Source organism: Ignavibacteria bacterium, assembly GCA_025612375.1.
GTDB lineage: Bacteria > Bacteroidota > Ignavibacteria > Ignavibacteriales > SURF-24 > JAAXKN01.
Genome location: JAAXKN010000013.1, coordinates 91817 through 109397 on the forward strand (window position 1 = coordinate 91817; position 17581 = coordinate 109397).

Consider the following 17581-nt stretch of genomic DNA (forward strand, 5'->3'; position numbering starts at 1 on the left):
TCACAGGAATTTTAATACTTTTTGCAGGAGTATCTATGGCTCGTACGAAAGCAGAAAAGATATTTCCTTATAATTATACAACAACAAAACTGGATAACGGATTGACGGTTATCCTTGTTCCCATGGACAGCCCCGGACTGACTTCATATTATTCAGTCGTCAGAACCGGGAGCAGGGATGAGTGGGAACCCGGCAAATCGGGCTTCGCCCATTTTTTCGAACACATGATGTTCAGGGGCACCGATAAATACCCGGGACCCGTTTATGACGGCATTATTACAAGCCTTGGTGCAGATGCAAACGCTTATACAAGCGATGACCTTACGGTCTACCACCTGAACTTTGCATCGGACGACCTGGAGAAGGTAATTGAACTTGAATCGGACCGCTTTCAGAACCTGAAGTATGACGTCCGCGAATTCCAGACTGAAAGCGGCGCGGTATACGGCGAATACCGCAAGGGCAAGACCAGCCCGTGGGAAGTTGCATTTGAAAAGCTCCAGGATATGGCTTTTGACAAGCACACCTATAAGCATACAACTATAGGCTTTGAGCAGGATATAAAAGACATGCCTAACATGTATGACTACAGCATTAGCTTCTTTAAGCGCTATTACCGCCCTGAAAATGTGGTCGTTCTTGTAGTGGGCGATTTCAAAAAGGATAACGCTCTTAAGCTCATTAAGAAGTATTATTCATCCTGGAAACCGGGCTATGTCAATCCTGAAATTACACCGGAGCCTCCACAGACAGCTGAACGCTCTACTGTTGTAAACTATCCCGGCAAAACATTGCCCCTTTTAATTGTATCCTATAAGGGTGATGCCTTTGACGTTAAGAATAAAAACATTTTGTCTTCAGTCCTGGTAGGCGATCTTGCCTTCGGCGAGACAAGCGACATTTATAAAAAACTTGTCCTTAAGGAGCAGAAAGTACAGTTTATTCAGGCCGATTTCGGCTTCAGCCGCGACCCTAAACTCCTTTATATCTACTCCATGGTTAAGGACCCGAAAGATGTTGAGTACGTCAAAGAGGAGATTTATAAGACACTTGCTGATTTTCAGAATACTCTGGTCGAAAAACAAAAACTCAGCAACCTGAAGAAAAAGGAAAGATACTCTTTCCTTATGCATCTGGATACTCCTGATAATGTGGCCGGATTCCTTCCGCAGTTTATTACACTTACAGGCGGAATAGACGTTGTTGATGAGCTTTACTCAGGTCTTGATAAGATCACTCCTGAGGATATACGCCAGGCAGCCAGGTTTTACTTTATGCCTGAGAAGAGAAATGTAGTTTTAGTCAGGGGAGAAAACTAATGACCAGATATTTCTTATTTTATATTTTAATCCTGTTTTCTGTCACTTCAATGGCAAAAACAAAAAATGGGAACCCTATGAAAGAGAGCCTTGTGCTGCTGCCGGTGAAAAATGATCCGACCGTCTCTTTGAAGATCTGGTTTAAGGCCGGGTCACAAAATGACCCCAGGGGTAAAGAAGGACTTGCCTATATTACGGCACGCCTTATCTCCGAAGGAGCCACTAAGAAAAACAGCTATGAACAGATCCTGGAAAAACTTTTCCCCCTGGCCGCAGGCTACAGCGCTTCTGCTTCTGCGGAAATGACGGTCTATTCGGGCAGGGTGCATAAGGATAACCTTGAGGTTTATTATCCTCTTTTCCTGGATGGAATTCTTCACCCCAGCTTCAGCCAGGAGGACTTCAGCAGAATTAAGGACGAGACAATTAATTATCTTACTACAACTCTTAAGTATTCCAGCGACGAGGAACTGGGCAAAGCTGTCCTTTACCAGTATATATTCCAGGACACCCCCTACGGCCATATTGAACAGGGGACAATAAGCGGTGTAAAGAGTATTACGCTCGAAGACGTCAGAAACTTCTATAACCAGTATTATAACAGGAACAATTTTGTAATTGGCCTTGCAGGCGGATATTCCAAAAAATTTGCCGACAGACTGCAGAAGGATCTACTCAGGCTTCCGGAAGGAACCCCCGGGACTGCCCCTGCAATTAACTATGAGCCCATCAAGGGCGTAAATGTTACAATGGTTAATAAGGATGCCCCTGCTACGGCAATTTCTTTCGGATTCCCCATTGATCTAATCAGGGGAGAAAAGGACTGGTACGCTCTGGCCATTGCAAACTCATGGCTTGGCGAACACAGAAACTCAAGCTCGCACCTCTATCAGGTAATTAGAGAAGCCAGGGGCTTGAACTACGGAGACTACAGCTACATAGAAAACTTCCCCAACGGCGGGCAGCGCCAGATGCCTCCTGTAAACGAAGCAAGGCGCCGGCAGATATTTGAAGTCTGGATTCGCCCTGTCCCAAATGAAACCAGGCACTTTGTGCTGAGAGCTGCAATGCGCGAGCTTAAAAATTTTATAGATAAGGGGCTTACGCCCGAAGAGTTTGAGCTTACAAGAAAATTCCTCAGGAATTATGTTCTGCATTATGCACCGGAGACTGAAATGCGTTTAGGTTACGCACTTGACGACAGGTTCTATGGCATTCAGGGAAGCCACCTGGAAACTTTCAGGAAAATGATGGACCAGCTGACAGTTGAAGACGTCAACCAGGCTATCAGAAAATATCTCAATTACGATAATATGAAGGTGGCTATAATTACCAAAGATGCCGAGGGCTTTAAGGAAGCTCTGGAAAACAACACAACTTCTCCAATTACCTATTCAACTCCAAAGGCTGACAAGGTTTATGAGGAGGATAAAGAGATTCAGGATTATAAGCTGAACATCCCGAATGGGAACATTAAAATTACAAACCTTGAGGAGCTCTTCAGATAAGCTATAAAAAAAAAGGCGGGAAAAAGTATTCCCGCCTTTTTTTACTTCCTGCTATTTCGGGCATCCCCAGCCTGAATGTGTAAGCTTTCCCTTGTACTTCCCGAACTGAGGTGGATTGTAGAAGAGATCAATTCCTTGTTTTGCAGCTTTCGAGTCAAAGGAGGCCTCTCTGGAACAATCGATGCATCCGGCGGCATCCAAAGCCGGAGTTATACGCGGCGTGGAACCTGTCTCATCCTGTATGTTCCTTTCCGCAGCTTTTGCATATTTGTACATGTTTAAGAAATCCTTAACCCTGTCGGCATCGTAAATGGCTATTGTAATCATTGTTCTGGTATCTTCCTTTAACCTCGTGAAAGCAGCCTCGGCAAAGCTTTTTAAGTATGAGTGCAGATCTTCTGTCTGGCCTGCCTGCGGAAGTTTCTTTAAGTGCTCACTGCTGATATAAGAAAGGTGCAGGTATTCAGGCGAGGCCATTATATAGCTGGCGTAAGGGGCAAGCTTTTCTATAACGCCGGGCGTACCGTTATAACACGTTGAAAGGAGCAGAAAGTCAAACTTCGCATCTCCTATCTGCGAAGCGTTCTTAAAAAGAGAAAGCGCTTTTGAGAGGTTGTCTATACTGAAGGGCTTTTCCGGATAAGAGGGATTATATCCCATTCCGCCTGATTCCGGTATCTCATGCCCGTAATAGAGGAAGAAGTTTCTTACTATTTTGCCCGGTAAGTCAGGAACATAAGAGGCGTACTCACGGAAAAACGTCGCCTCAATGTCGAGGTTTTGAAGTGACGCGTTGCTGTTATACGATTCATTCTCTATAAGCTGCCCGCTCCTGTAGTAGTAAAATTCCCCATCTTTTAAAGGGAAGAAGAAAAGAAAATGCCTCTTTGATTTCTGATGGAAAATAAATACTTCTGAATTAGGCAGCCCTTCGGCTACGGAAATTGCCTGACTGACCATCCTTTCATCAGCCTGAATTTCGTTCCCGTCATTGTCATGGTAAAGATAGCTCCCGTCGCCGTGTATATAATAAACGATTCTGTATTTTATACTGTCGGCCTGGACATGGTCTTCTTCCAGCTTTGACACATTACGGCATGAAAAAAACGAAATGCAGGCCCAAAAAAGCAAAATATAGATCCCAGGTTTCCCCATTCGAAACTCCAATACTTCAAAATAATCATAAGTCCGGGAACAGATGCTTCCCCGGACTTTATTTCTTTCATCTTTATCTTAAAGGATTATCTTACAAGAAGCAGTACCAGAATAACAATCAGCAGCAGGGTAGTAACGCTTATTGTTACCCACTGATCAGCCTGTTCCATATCCTGTTTTACGTAATCTGCAAAGTTATTCAGCTGATTATCCTGCACTTTTGTGTATCCCTTAAGGCCGTTTAACTCGTTATATTTATCTGCAACCGAAGCTTTGAGGGAATTTATTGCCTTTACGTCACCGGCAGGGATGCCCCGCATGTTTAAAATTGTAGTCAGTGCGTTATTGAACTTCTCAAATGAATTATTCAGAATCTCACGTTTTTCTGCAGGAGTCTGTGCCTCTTTAACCTTTACCGAAATGCTGTTGAAGTACTGTTTGAATTTATCCTGGATTTTAGCTGATTCTCCGCTTCCGGCAAAGGCTGCCTGCGAGAAGATAAATGCTAAGAGTAGCGCAGCAACTAACCGAATCCTGAACATATATTCCTCCTTCGTTATGTAAAGTATCTCTCTCGTTTTAAGTATGCCTACATATTTATATTATTATATTCATCATGCTTTTTCAAGAGCAATCACCAGTGTATATTCCTCAAAGTGCAGCCTCGGGCAGGAAATTTATAATTTAACTTGTTTTCTTGATTTTTCACTCCATTATCTTCATATTTACATATGATTATTAAAGATTTTTCACTCGCAGCCGGCATGAGCGACACTATCAGAATTACCGGCTACGGTCTTGAAAATATCAGCTCCCGGGCCTGCCTGATTTTTGTGCACGGCTTCAAGGGCTTTAAGGACTGGGGCTTCGGACCTTATCTTGCCAGGTATTTTGCTGAGAAGGGTTTGTGTGTTCTTACCTTTAATTTTTCGCATAATGGAATTGGGGAGAATCCTCTGGAATTTTCCGAAATGGATAAGTTCGCTGCTAATACCTATTCCCGCGAAGTCCGTGAACTCTCCGCTATAATTGATGCTTATAAAACAGGTTATTTTGGGGCCGTGGAGTCTCCTAAGGCTGTACTCCTGGGCCATAGCAGGGGCGGGGCAATAGCCCTCCTTACGGCTGCCCTGAGGCCTGAGGTTAAGGCAGTTGCACTTTGGGCATCAATTTCCAGGCTGGACCGCTATTCCAAAAGGCAGAAGAAAGAGTGGCGTGAAAAAGGCTTTATGGAAGTTAAAAACCAGCGTACCGGCCAGGTGATGAGATTAAATTCCTCACTGCTGGATGACATAGAAGAGAATTCATCTGACCTGCTGAACATAAAAAAAGCCGTTGAGACTCTCGGCAGGCCGCTTCTTATTGCTCACGGCGAGCAGGATCTTGCGGTCCCGATAAGGGAAGGGGAGGAACTTTATTCCTGGTCCGATAAGAGCAAAACGGAACTCTTTAAGCTTTATGCTGTGGGGCATACTTTCGGCATAAAGCACCCTTTTGAGGGAAGTAATGAAAAGTTTGAGAGATTATTAAATAAAACGTACGATTTCATCAATACTAATGTAAAATAAACTGAGGTAGAAATGTCAGTAAATGAGAGTGTAAAAAGTAATGTAGTATTTGGACCTTTAAGCAAAGTCTTTTCTTCAGATATATTCTGGGTCGCAAGCTTTACAGCAATGACCTTCCTTGCTGCTCAGGTTGAAGTTCCGGTTCAGCCCGTTCCTTTTACTCTGCAGACAATGCTTGTCATTCTTGCAGGCGCATTCCTGGGAGCTAAAAAAGGCGCCTATAGCCAGCTGCTTTATCTCTTCGTCGGCGCAATCGGCCTTCCGGTCTTCGCAGGTTTCAGCTCAACGGCCAGCCTGTTTGGACCTACAGGCGGCTATCTGCTTGCTTTCCCTCTGGGAGCATGGGTCTCAGGCCTTTTTCTTGAAAAAAGAAGAAGCTTCCTCGTTACATGGCTTGCAATGGCCTTGGCTGCATTCGTAATTGTCCTTACCGGAGCCAGCTATCTCAGCCTCCTTTTCCAGAGAGGTTTTTCAAATGCTTTCTTTGTTGGCGCACTGATCTTTTCTGTTTGGGATATAATTAAAATTTCAGCAGCAGCAAGCATATACTTCTCTTTGTCAAAGAAGTATTCTAAACTGCCTTTATAAAATTTGTTCTTTCTTGAAGGAAATTCTGAAGCTGTCTGTTCCTTAAAACAGTCAGAGCTTTGGAATTTCCTTAATTGCCGGATATGTGTTAATTGGACTCTTGGTTGGCGAATTTTTTAACTAATTCATTTTATTTGTTAATTTTTCGGGGATTGGTCTTTCGCTCATGGGAATTAAAAACATTATCTTTGTTATCGTTTTTCTGGCTGCTTTTGTTTTTTTCGGCTATAATGTCAGGAGGCTTATCAGTTACCTCAAGCTTGGTAAAAAAGAAGACAGATTTCAAAACGTTTCGGCGCGTATTAAAAACGTACTCTTAATTGCTTTCGCTCAAACTAAAATCCTTCGCGATCCTGTTGCAGGCCCTATTCACTCTTTTATATTCTGGGGCTTTGTGCTTTTCCTTTTTGCTGTGCTGGAGAGCATCATCCAGGGATTTTATACTCCTTTTGAACTTTCATTTTTAGGCTATCTTTACAGCCTTATTACACTTGTTCAGGACCTGTTCGGCATTTTTGTTTTAGCTGCCGTTATTATGGCCTTATACAGGAGATTTGTTGTGCATGTGCCCCGCCTGGAAGTAGGGAAAAAGGGGAAACAGGACGCGGCAGCAGTCCTTTTAATGATCTTTGTCATTGTTGCCTCCATGTACGGCATGAATATGGCCTCAGTTGCAAAAAATAGTTTTGTACTGAAGCCTTATGAATATAGACCGATTGCAAGCGCCTTGAGCCCGTTGTTCTTTACCGGGGGATCACAGGCCGCAGCAGCAGCTTATGAAGTTTTCTGGTGGATACATATAGTTTTTATACTCGGATTCTTAAATTTCCTCCCTTATTCAAAGCACCTGCACGTTTTAACTTCAATTCCCAACGTTTACTTCTCAAAGACCGGGGAGAAGAAAAATATGCTTAAACCTCTCGACCTTGAGGATGAGACACAGGAGGTTTTTGGTGTGCAGGATATTGAGCACCTTACGTGGAAGGAAATGTTCGACGGCTTTACTTGTACTGAATGCGGCAGATGCACCGCGGCTTGCCCGGCTGCAAATACGGGGAAAATTCTTTCTCCAAGAAAAATTATAGTAGACATCCGCCACAGGACTATGGAAAAAGCCCCCGTCCTTTTGGCAATGGCTAAGGGAACTGAACTTTCTGCCGAAGAGGAGGCTCACAATAAAGAAGTCCTCGATAAGCACCTTATTCACGATTATATAGATCCTGCAGAACTTTGGGACTGCACAACGTGCATGGCCTGTATGCAGGAGTGCCCCGTTACAATTGAACACCTTGACTCAATTATAGACATGAGGCGCAGCCTTGTTCTTACTGAGTCGGATTTCCCCGCAGAACTTAATGCTACATTCAGAAACATGGAAACTAACTTCACCCCGTGGGCATTTAATTCGCAGGACCGCGCCAACTGGGCCGAGGATATGAATATTAAAACCATGGCTGATGACTCAAATTGCGACCTCCTTTTCTGGGTCGGCTGCGCAGGCTCTTTCGACGCCAGATACCAAAAAGTAACAAAAGCATTTGCAAATTTGATGCAAAAAGCTAATATTGACTTTAGAATTCTTGGAATTGAGGAGAAATGCAATGGCGATTTTGCCAGACGCCTGGGCAACGAATACCTGGCTCAGATGCTGATGCAGGAAAATATACAGACCCTAAACGGCTACGGCGTTAAGAAAATTGTAACTGCATGCCCCCATTGCTTTAATTTTATTAAAAAGGAATATCCTCAGTTCGGCGGTAATTTCGAGGTCATACACCATACTGAGCTGATCCATCAGATGCTTGAAGAGGGTAAATTCCAGCTTAAAGATGAGGCTTCAGCCGGGAAACTGACCTATCACGACTCCTGCTACCTGGGAAGATATAACGGGGTTTATGATGCCCCGCGTGAAGACTTAAAAAAACTTGGACAGGTGGATCTCGTCGAAATGCAGAGAAAACGCGACAAGGGATTCTGCTGCGGCGCCGGAGGCGGACGCATGTTCCTCGAAGAAACTGAGGGTACAAGGGTTAACGTGGAACGCACACGCGAAGCCCTCGAAACCGGTGCCGATACCATTGCTGCAGCATGCCCGTTCTGTATGACTATGCTGACCGACGGCGTTAAGGCATTCGACAAGACCGAGGAAGTCCAGGTTAAGGATATTGCAGAAATTGTACTGGAACATATTAAATAATCTAATTAACTTTTAAATATCTTGTTAAAAACTTAAGGAGGATCTCATGAAAGACAAGTATGAAGAATTATTAAAGTTTGTCCAGGGTCTTGAAACAGACGTGACTAAATTTACTGAAAAAGGGCAGGCTGCTGCCGGAACACGTCTGCGTAAAAGTCTTAGTGAGCTCAAGAAATTAGCTCAGGAAATGCGTAATCAGATCCAGGATATAAAGGCCGAAAGAAAGGGCGGTGCTGAAGCAAAGGCCGAATAATATCGTTCCCTGATTATATATTTAGAAGCCCTGAGGCTTTTTGGGCCTTCAGGGCTTCCGCTTTTCCTCCTGAAAAGAGCGGCATACTAACAGCCTGTCCTTCAAATAAAACCAGTCTTGTGACTTTTTATTGTTTTGCCTTATTAATAATTACTTTTTACTTTTCAATTCAAAAATCATTTTAATTTGAACTATATGCAGTACGAGAGAAACTATTTCGTCCACTATTACGATTCCGACTTAAAGAAAAGAGCCCTTATTACAAGCCTAATGGCGTATTTTGAGGATATCGCAATCCTCCAGAGCGAGGACGCCAGTGTGGGGCTGGACTACTATTCCAATAATAAGGTCGCCTGGGTACTCTATAAGTGGGATATTGAAATACTGGACTTCCCAAAATTCAAAGATACAATCAGGGTCGTAACATGCCCTATGGCATTTGCAAAGTTTTATGCTTTCAGATCCTTTGACATATACTCCCTTAGCGGAGAGCACCTGGTAAAAGGAGGCTCCATGTGGTTCTTTGTGGATATGAATACACGCAGGCCATCAAAAATTCCACAGGAAGTCTACGACAGCTATCAGATTACCCCTGCCAATACAAAACCGCTTGAGATTCAGGACCCGAAAGCTCCTGTAGACATTCAGTACAGCACTAACTTCCGCGTGCGGCAGAGCGATATTGACACAAACGGGCACGTAAATAACATAAAATACATTGAATGGGCGCTTGAAGCCCTGCCGCAGGAGATATTCTCCGGCTCTAAACTCAGCCGCATTAAAGTGGTTTATAAAAAAGAGACCATGTACGGAAGAATGATCAGTTCCTCGGCCTCGGGCACTAAAGAAGGGGATAAAACAACCTTCAGCCACAAGATTACTGACGGAGATGTGGACCTGTGCATTATTGAAACTCAGTGGGTAATGGAAAAAAGTTGACCGTTGTCACGCTTATGCCTATCTGTGCCCTGGTAATTATGAAGTTCGTCATAAATTTGCGATTTTACTTTTATACTTTTTCATTTCCCGGGAGCAGGGGATTAAATTTTCAAAAGATGCCCTGCTAAGTAATTAAAAAGATGGAGCCGGATTATGTTTGTCAGGTTTTGGGGCGTCAGGGGCTCAATACCTACACCTCCTGATAATCTTCAGATAAAAGAACAGATGCTTGCACTCCTGGAGTACGCCTCTGTAAAGGATATTTCCGATAGTTACAACAGGGAGCAGGTCCTGCAGGATTTCCTGGGTGAAAAGCCGCCCCTTGTAGGAGGTAATACCTCATGCGTGGAACTCAGGACTGACGGCAAAATTATTATTTTCGATATGGGTACGGGCCTAAGAAAACTGGGGCACCATCTGTTAAATGAACTCCCCCGGGAAGGCTCAGAATACCATATATTCCTTTCCCATTCACACTGGGACCATATACAGGGTTTCCCATTCTTTGCCCCGGCATACCTTCCCGGCAATAAAATCTTTTTCTACAGCGTGCACCCGGATCTCAAAAAACGCCTGGAACGCCAGCAGGACTTTCAGTTCTTCCCGGTCAGGCTGGAGAATATGCAGGCCCGTATGGAGTTTATTCAGATGCAGGAAAACTGCCATATTGAGCTCGGCAGCCTTGTTATAGAGAACAGGGAACTCTACCACCCCGGAAAAAGCTTTGCATACAGCGTGAAAAAGGGGAATAAAAAGTTTGTCTTTGCCACAGATTCGGAGTATAAGGATACCACGCCGTCTGCAGCTCAGAAATATATCTCATTTTTCAAGGACGCGGATTTTCTTGTCTTTGATGCACAGTATACTTTCTCCGAAGGGATACTTAAGGAAGACTGGGGACACAGTACTTCAGTTGCCGGAATTGATCTGGCCGTTGAGTCCGGGGTTAAACGCATTGCACTGTTTCACCACGAGCCCGACTATAACGACACAAAACTTTATTCCATGCTTACTCAGGCACAAAGGTACAGAAGAATCAATTACCCTGATTCCGCCCTTGAAATTATTCTTGCTTATGAGGGACTGGAACTGGAAGTCTGACGAAAAGGCTTAAAAAAAGACAAGGTTTTAGCTCAAATTGAAGCTTCCTTTTGAGCTAAAACCTGTTGGCGGGTCTATACTCCTCGCCTTCGGTTTTGTGAACACCCGGCGGGGTAAAGCTTATTAAATCAGAAATTTCTTTCGCCTTAAAATTTACTCCTGTGCCTTTGAACTATTCTTCACTTTCGTTTTCTTCTTCCATCTCCATCATTACCTTTACGGCATCCTGGTTCTCTGTGTCTCTTGTCCAGAGATATTCATCGTAGAATTCAGCATAATTTCCGTTTAAGGACTCGATATAATTATCCATATACTTTGAAAGTATCCTGTCCGCATCATTGAAAAGCTCCTGTAAAGGAGTCATAGTACTTGTAGAAACAAAACTTGCCACCTTGCTGCCCAGTGAAGCCCTGTAAAGAGCCATCTTTTCCTGCAGCTCAGAAAGCCTTTGAGCGCTGACATTATATTTTTTCAGCTTATGAATATTTTCTTTGGCTAATATCCTGAGAACCTCGGCCTTTTCAAGAAGGTCGCGGTCGAGCATTCTTACAAAGTTACTCTGTGTAATTCTGCATTTCTCCTTCAGCTTCAGGTCCCCGTTTTCTCTTGCATAATTAAAAAGTGCCGAAGCAACCGGGACCAGGCTGAAGATAAGTTCATCTTTCAGTTTGGATGTCTGTATTGTTATTTCAAATGCTTCAGAAGAGATTGCCCTTTCTTCCCGTCTGATTTCGTCGATAACCTTACGGAATCTGCTGATTGCAGAAACCAGTGCCGGAATGTTGGAAATTATCTCTTTGTTGTCTGATAGCAGAGATAAAACTGCATCGTACATATCAAGTTTTTTTTGTTCTTTGTCGCTCATGGCGTTCTCTTTCTCTCTTTAAAATTTTTAATTCCTTTAAATGACAAACCAGTAAATACTGTTTTTTACTGTGGGAAACTTAATATCCTGCGTAAGATTATTCTATAGGATTCCGTCTGATATTTTTGTAGTCCTTTGTCCTACAGTGAAGGTCTTACTGAAGGTAAATTTTACATGTAAGATTTTCATCACTTCCTGAATATTGTGCACATTTATTAAATGTGCCTCAGATAAAAACTTTATTTTCGTCAAAAATACGTGTTTCTGCCGCCTGAAAACTTCAGGCATGTTTTTTGTGCATGAATCCCTGTCACCATTAAAAGAAAAATCGAAAAAAACAGGGAGGAATAATGCTCAGGATTATGATCAACAGAAAGTATCTATATTATGGCTGGCTTATCTTTAATTGTGTCCTTCTCATCCTTTCGGGTTATTTTCAGACACTTGGTACAGCATTTTTAAATAATGACTGGAGCCGGTTTCTGGAAGTTCATACCAGGCTGTATCCATTCGATACAGACAGTCTGGCATACTATGATTTAATGGAATTCTGCCTTTATGTAGGAATACCTCTTTTCGCCATGAAAATAATAAATAAATTAAAGCCTTCGCCCAGACGCAGCAGCTACAGTGTGGCAAGCTTAAGAAAAAGAATATAAAAAATTGAATTTAAGAATAAGAATACGATAAGGAGAAAAACTATGGAGATTTTATCGGCTGTGCTTTTGATTTCCGGATATTTTGCAGGGTTGCTTCTTGTTTGCAGGTACATCGGCAATTATTTATCAAAAATTTAGTTTAACTGCTTAGTACTCACACGTCATATTCATCTTAAGCCTCTTAGAATCCGGAAGTGCTTACCCCCAATTGGCATTACCGCTCTGAGAGGCCTCCATTTTTTAAGCTGATTATTTTAACAAATCCCGTTTTTAGAAGTATACTTCAGTACTCAATTCTTGATTTTTCCGCTTAATATAAATATTTTTAATACGGTAATTATCCTATTACGGTGCAGTTTTAAAGACACAGTTTTTTGGGGCTATAGCTCAGTTGGGAGAGCGCTTCGTTCGCAACGAAGAGGCCACCGGTTCGATCCCGGTTAGCTCCACCACTCTTTTCCGGACGCCCATTTATCCACTTTTCTATAGGCATACTTAATGAAACTCTCTCTCTTTTTCGCCCTATTGCTTCTGTGTGGCTCCCTCTGGGCTCAAAGCACTCCCGACTCATCAGGAAAGACCTCCGCGTGGGCTCACGCAGGTTTTGGCCTCTCATATGCGAAATTCCAGAATTCAAAGGCTGGAATTCTTTTAGGACTTGGCGCTACACTTAAGGCAGGAGGTAACCTCTTTTCCTTTCGCTTTAACCGTAATATGGAACTTGTGCTGTTCAGAGCTCCCGTTGGTGAAATTTGGACTCTTGAAGCACTCTATGGCAGATCTTTCGCATTTTCAACCGAAAGGCTGATAATTCCTGTTTTGTTTCCCCTGGGACTCTTTTATAAGGGTAAATTTGATTATCTGTTTAACATCTCTGCAGGATTCAGCTATGTGGAAATTAAAGAGAGAACGACCCCAATTGAGTATGGCTATTTTGACCACGCATATAATTACACAAAAACTAACAGGTACGGCTTACCAATTGAACTGGAACTGATGAACATATTTTCAAACAATGTTGCAGTTGGAACGGGTATCTATTCCAATTTCAACGGCGGAAAATTTTTCGTGGGCCTAAGAGGCAACGTGTACGTCGGAATTTTTTAAGATTTGTGCTGATCTATAGGGGACCGGAGCTTGCCGATCCCGCTTAATTTTTCACTAAAACTGACATCCCAGATTTAACCTTGCAATTGTCTGCCTGCGCGTTTCTGCCGAGAGGAGATGACTGTCTGAGACCGAAAGGCCGAGGGTGTAATTCCAGAGCTTTACATCTGTCCCAAGCGTAAGAAACAGTGCATCATTGTCGGAAAGATCACTGTAATAGTTATTTACATACCGTCTGTCAGTCATAAAAGCTCCCAGAAAAACAGAAATCATGTCTGAGGCTTTATAGTTAATGCCGGTGTTAAAATCGATGTTATTTCTGTAATCCTTAAGAACCGGATGCCAAAAGATTTGGGACATTTCAGCCATAACCTGAACTTTTTCAAGATCCAGTATGAAGTCCAGCCTTAACGCATCCGGAGTACTAACGTCAACCTGTACTTCTTCATAATGCTCACTGCCTAAACCTTTAATTGGAATAGTACCCTGGAAATCAAATCCTTTCTCAAAATATGCCCCGATATTTAAATCACCTTTACCAAATGCTAGTTCATAATCGGCTCCGAGGGCGAAAGTTGTTGAATTAATTGAATAATTAGAGGTCATTAAAAGAAATGCAGAATCAAAGTGATCGTCATAATCTAACACACCCAGAGAAAATCTGAAGCCTAAGGATAATGAATTCCCCTCCGGCAAACTGCTAATGGTGTAAGAAGAAAGAAGTGAATAATCATGTATATCACTTTCAACACGATAATTGACCGGGATATTTGTTCCGTCAGGATTATTAATAATGCCGTCTATTCCGTTTACAGACTCAAGCATTAAATTATACCTTTGCGAAACGGCTGCCGCTATGTGAAAACCCCCTAACTGATAGGATAATGCTGCCGAATAGGGAAGTCCGTTTAGCAGGCTTTTCCCAATAAATCCACTGTAAGACTTCTCAATGCTCGAACCATACTGGTAAGATAATCCAGCAGAGATACCATTAAAACGGCTTAAGAAAGATGGATTATAAAACCCAATGTTTGAAACGTTATTAAAAGGAGGCTGAATGGAAAAACCTTCAGGAAGAAGTATTTCAGAATTTGTCTGTGCTAAAGAAACAGCAGAACAAAAAAGGATAAAACAGAACAGGATAATTGGTTTCATCAGGAGATCCACTTATGTTTATGAAAAATGCTGCTTTAAAACTTGTATTCCAGTGATAAAAAGCCAATAGTCTGCTTTCTTGTTTCTGCCGAAAACAAATGACTGTCTGATATCGAAAAGCCAACGGTGTAACTTCCAAATACTGCATCTGCCCCGGGTGAAATAAAAAATGCGTCGTACTCAGGCATTAAAGGATTGAATTTTGCGTACTTCCTGTCGTTCATATAAGCATTTAAGAAAAGCGAAAGTCTATCACTTGCCTTATAGCTGACTCCGGCACCTATATCCAGGTTATTTTTATAATTTTGCATTACAGAGCTCCAGAATACTTCCGCGAGGCTTGCTGTTACCTGAACTCCTGGAAGATCCATTGCCAGGTCGAGCCTCAGTATGTCCGGGGTTATTACTTCAATCCTAAACGTACTGGCTAATTGGTTTCCCTGCCCGATGTCTCTATTTGTGTATGTAACGTATGTGCTGGCAGGAGTTTCTACCATTATATCTTTATTGAATTTGGCGCCCTTCTCAAATGAAGCGCCTAAATGTAAATCACCCGGTCCTGTTGAAAGCATATAATCTGCACCTACTGCAAAGCTGACAGCATAGGCTGAGGCATCTATCTCTGGAATGGTGATTGAACCATTATCGTAATAGCTGAGCCGTTCTAAAGACATCCTGATTCCCAGAGACAGGGAATTGTTTCCAGACAATTTGTTTATCCGGTAAGCCGAAATTAACGAATAATCATGTATGTCCCTGCTCTCAAGAAATTTTATGGACTTTCCGATACCATCAGGATTTTCAGCTGTGGTTATTTTGATATCGGGATTTTCAAGTTTCAGGTTATATTTTTGTGCTATTGCTGCACCAATGTAAAACCCGCCTGAATGAAACGAAGCTCCGGCAGCATAAGGCATTCCGTTAATCAGGCTTTTGCCCTGCAGACCTCCAAAGTAAACTTTTTTTATCTGCATGCCATACTGGAAGGAAAGTCCTGCAGATATTTCTTCAAAACGGCTCAGGAAAGATGGATTCCCAAACCCTATAGTTGAGGAATTAAGATGAGGCTGAAGTGAATAGCCTTGAGGGAGCAGCTCATGGTCCCAATTAAAAGTAATTTGCTGGGCAAAAGAATTTATTGAAAAAAATAAGATAAAAACGTACAGGTAAATAGCTTTCATTGTTAACCCTGTAAAATCTGGAATAATCGGTGCAGCTAAATATAGCTGAATAAAATAAAAACAAAAAGATGGATATCCTTATTTGTAAGCTTGAAATTATCGCGCGGAATAGATATATTTGTAGTCTTAAATCCTTTAGCGGGCAAAACGATTTTTAGATTTTCCAGGCCCGGCTAATGAGTCAGTGCCCAACCCCACCAGGTCCGGAAGGAAGCAGTGGTAAGTACGAAGCTTGTGTAGCCGGCAGCCTGGATTTTTTGTTTTAAAACCTCTCTAGGCTCCGAAGGCTTTTACCGGTATCAAAAACTCAAGCGTGCCTGCTGAAAGCCTGGCGCGTCCGTGGAAAACAATCTTTGCAACTGCGCCTTTCTTGAAGTCAATTTCAGCCCCTGAATTTGAAATGAGCCTTGAGACGTGCGTCGAAAAATCAGGCTCATGCCCGAATATGGCTACGTCGTCTCCCGGCATCTCATTAATAAGCGAAATTATGTCTTCAGTCCTGCTCCCCGGGCTTAGGCGGTTATCCTGAATTACCTCATCTTTCAGCCCGTATTCTTTCCTTACAATTTCTGCCGTCTGAAGCGCCCTTGCAAGAGGGGAGGAGACAAGCGTGTCCAATTCCGGTATTACGCTCTTCCAGCCTTTGGCGGCCGTCAGCATCTTTTTTTTGCCTTCCTCTGTCAGCTCCCGGTCAAAATCCCTCCCGCCCGGCTTTTTGTCTTCAGCCGCACCGTGCCTTACAAGGTATAGGTTCACTTTTATTCTCCGAAATCTGCATAAAATACGGAAATGTAACTGCCGAAGCCTGCAATGTCCTTATTGAATTCCTTGCCCTCAGGAGTCTGCATCAGCCGGTCCAGATCTTCTCTTTTTGAAAACACGGCTTCACAGTATTTGAAAAATTTCTCCTGGCTCAAGGAAGCGCCCTCAATTTCAGCTAAGGTAATCTTCTGCCCCGTAAGGCTTTCAAGCTTTGGTATAGCGCTCTGCATGAAGCGCGCTAAAACTGATTCGTCATCTGTTTTCTTCAGGAAAATCAGGATCTTGTACATAATTAAATAAATAAAATTATTAATACATTTTCAGGAATAAATTCTTACTTGGACTGCGAGATTTCTTTGGCCGATTTCTCGTCTTTTATTTCCGGCAGGGAGGCAGGAAAGTTAAAATCTTTAACCTGCTGCTTTATAATTTTATCAAAATAGTTGTTTTCGCTTCTGTAGCGCTCATCTTTGGGAGAATATATGAACCTGTCACTCTTAACTGTCGAGACGTTTTCCGGAACGCTGATCTCAGTTACAATGGTATCTTTGGTAATTGTCCCCAGCTCCTGCGAAAAGAATGCATCGGGCTTGTTCAGCGAATAAAATGAACGGAACGCCAGCTTTATATTATCCTGACCTACTTTATATAATGAAAGCCTTTTTATGCTGAGAGCCTCTTTCGAAATGAAACTTTCTGCCAGCTTTATGAAAGTAATGTCATCCTTTACAAAAAAGTCCATTGCCACGTCCCCGTTGAGCGATTTATCCAGCAGTAAAAGATTGAATTTGCTGTTATAAACTGCGTAACGGTTATATACAGGATTTGAGTATTCAAGCATTACATAGTAATACCTCTGGCCGTTGGACTTGAAACTGTCGGCCAATAGTGTATTGTATGAGGTGTTAACTGGAAGATCCTGGTCAACTAAACCCTGCAGGGCGTTGTTTGCCTCCTCATTGCCGGAGATTGCCTGCACTACCAGTTGCTTGAAATTACCGGTAGTTAATTTCTTTGCTTTATTATCTTTTGAACAGCCTGCAGCTAAAACTAAAATAAGGAATAATGGAATAATAATCTTTTTCATACATTTCCAGGGACTTTATTGAAATTACAAGGCGAAAGTTACAAATTTATAACCTAAAAGAAAAAGCGAAAGTCCTCCTCTACAGGACCTGTGCAAAGTCATTGAAAAAGGTATTGAAAAAGTTTAAGATAGAAGGA

At 42.5% G+C, this 17581-nt stretch carries 18 protein-coding genes, 1 tRNA gene and 1 other RNA gene; 12 read left to right on the forward strand and 8 right to left on the reverse strand.

What is annotated here, in order from left to right:
* Positions 1–35 precede the first annotated feature (35 nt).
* Positions 36–1319 carry an insulinase family protein gene (locus tag HF312_10545; GenBank protein MCU7520643.1) on the forward strand — a complete coding sequence of 428 codons (1284 nt, stop codon included), beginning with the start codon at positions 36–38 and terminating at the stop codon, positions 1317–1319.
* Positions 1319–2827: an insulinase family protein gene (locus HF312_10550; GenBank protein ID MCU7520644.1), complete on the forward strand. Its 1509-nt coding sequence runs from the start codon at positions 1319–1321 to the stop codon at positions 2825–2827. Before HF312_10545 ends, HF312_10550 begins: the two co-directional genes overlap by 1 nt.
* A 51-nt stretch (positions 2828–2878) precedes the next feature.
* On the opposite strand, the gene HF312_10555 is transcribed toward HF312_10550, so the two are convergent.
* Together HF312_10555 and HF312_10560 are read right to left on the reverse strand one after the other, a co-directional pair.
* Positions 2879–3916: a hypothetical protein gene (locus tag HF312_10555; GenBank protein MCU7520645.1), complete on the reverse strand. Its 1038-nt coding sequence runs from the start codon at positions 3914–3916 to the stop codon at positions 2879–2881.
* Between the two features lie 152 nt (positions 3917–4068).
* Complete coding sequence (locus tag HF312_10560) at positions 4069–4524, reverse strand: hypothetical protein (protein MCU7520646.1); 456 nt, start codon at positions 4522–4524, stop codon at positions 4069–4071.
* Positions 4525–4746: 222 nt separating this feature from the next.
* On the opposite strand from HF312_10560, the gene HF312_10565 reads away from it, so the two are divergent.
* From HF312_10565 to HF312_10590, 6 genes are all read left to right on the forward strand, one after another.
* Positions 4747–5550, forward strand: a complete 804-nt coding sequence (locus tag HF312_10565) for an alpha/beta hydrolase (protein ID MCU7520647.1) — start codon at positions 4747–4749, stop codon at positions 5548–5550.
* Between the two features lie 12 nt (positions 5551–5562).
* Complete coding sequence (locus tag HF312_10570) at positions 5563–6138, forward strand: biotin transporter BioY (GenBank protein MCU7520648.1); 576 nt, start codon at positions 5563–5565, stop codon at positions 6136–6138.
* 166 nt (positions 6139–6304) lie between these two features.
* Positions 6305–8335, forward strand: coding sequence for a (Fe-S)-binding protein (locus tag HF312_10575; GenBank protein MCU7520649.1), 2031 nt, complete (start codon positions 6305–6307; stop codon positions 8333–8335).
* Between the two features lie 46 nt (positions 8336–8381).
* Complete coding sequence (locus tag HF312_10580) at positions 8382–8588, forward strand: histone H1 (protein MCU7520650.1); 207 nt, start codon at positions 8382–8384, stop codon at positions 8586–8588.
* Between the two features lie 195 nt (positions 8589–8783).
* On the forward strand, positions 8784–9527 hold the full coding sequence (locus tag HF312_10585) for an acyl-ACP thioesterase (GenBank protein ID MCU7520651.1): 744 nt from the start codon (positions 8784–8786) through the stop codon (positions 9525–9527).
* Positions 9528–9680: 153 nt separating this feature from the next.
* Positions 9681–10628: an MBL fold metallo-hydrolase gene (locus tag HF312_10590; protein MCU7520652.1), complete on the forward strand. Its 948-nt coding sequence runs from the start codon at positions 9681–9683 to the stop codon at positions 10626–10628.
* 172 nt (positions 10629–10800) lie between these two features.
* Here the strand turns inward: HF312_10590 and HF312_10595 are convergent, their stop codons facing one another.
* Positions 10801–11493, reverse strand: a complete 693-nt coding sequence (locus HF312_10595; GenBank protein MCU7520653.1) for a hypothetical protein — start codon at positions 11491–11493, stop codon at positions 10801–10803.
* Positions 11494–11843: 350 nt separating this feature from the next.
* On the opposite strand from HF312_10595, the gene HF312_10600 reads away from it, so the two are divergent.
* From HF312_10600 to HF312_10610, 3 genes are all read left to right on the forward strand, one after another.
* Positions 11844–12152 carry a hypothetical protein gene (locus tag HF312_10600; GenBank protein MCU7520654.1) on the forward strand — a complete coding sequence of 103 codons (309 nt, stop codon included), beginning with the start codon at positions 11844–11846 and terminating at the stop codon, positions 12150–12152.
* Positions 12153–12528: 376 nt separating this feature from the next.
* Positions 12529–12604, forward strand: a tRNA-Ala gene (locus HF312_10605).
* A gap of 46 nt (positions 12605–12650) precedes the next feature.
* Positions 12651–13259, forward strand: a complete 609-nt coding sequence (locus tag HF312_10610) for a hypothetical protein (protein ID MCU7520655.1) — start codon at positions 12651–12653, stop codon at positions 13257–13259.
* A 54-nt stretch (positions 13260–13313) separates the two neighbouring features.
* On the opposite strand, the gene HF312_10615 is transcribed toward HF312_10610, so the two are convergent.
* Entirely contained in the window at positions 13314–14414 is a 1101-nt protein-coding gene (locus HF312_10615) for a hypothetical protein (GenBank protein ID MCU7520656.1), read from the reverse strand.
* A 35-nt stretch (positions 14415–14449) separates the two neighbouring features.
* Positions 14450–15595: a hypothetical protein gene (locus HF312_10620; protein MCU7520657.1), complete on the reverse strand. Its 1146-nt coding sequence runs from the start codon at positions 15593–15595 to the stop codon at positions 14450–14452.
* Positions 15596–15755: 160 nt separating this feature from the next.
* Here HF312_10620 and ffs point away from each other — a divergent pair.
* Positions 15756–15853: signal recognition particle sRNA small type (gene ffs / locus HF312_10625), an RNA gene on the forward strand.
* Positions 15854–15868: 15 nt separating this feature from the next.
* Here the strand turns inward: ffs and sixA are convergent.
* From sixA to HF312_10640, 3 genes are read right to left on the reverse strand one after another with little or no spacing between them, the layout of a single operon-like run.
* Entirely contained in the window at positions 15869–16351 is a 483-nt protein-coding gene (gene sixA / locus HF312_10630) for a phosphohistidine phosphatase SixA (GenBank protein ID MCU7520658.1), read from the reverse strand.
* Positions 16352–16353: 2 nt separating this feature from the next.
* Entirely contained in the window at positions 16354–16647 is a 294-nt protein-coding gene (locus tag HF312_10635; protein ID MCU7520659.1) for a hypothetical protein, read from the reverse strand.
* Between the two features lie 44 nt (positions 16648–16691).
* The gene (locus HF312_10640) at positions 16692–17444 is read right to left on the reverse strand and encodes a hypothetical protein (protein ID MCU7520660.1); all 753 of its coding nucleotides are present in this window, start codon (positions 17442–17444) and stop codon (positions 16692–16694) included.
* Positions 17445–17581 lie beyond the last annotated feature (137 nt).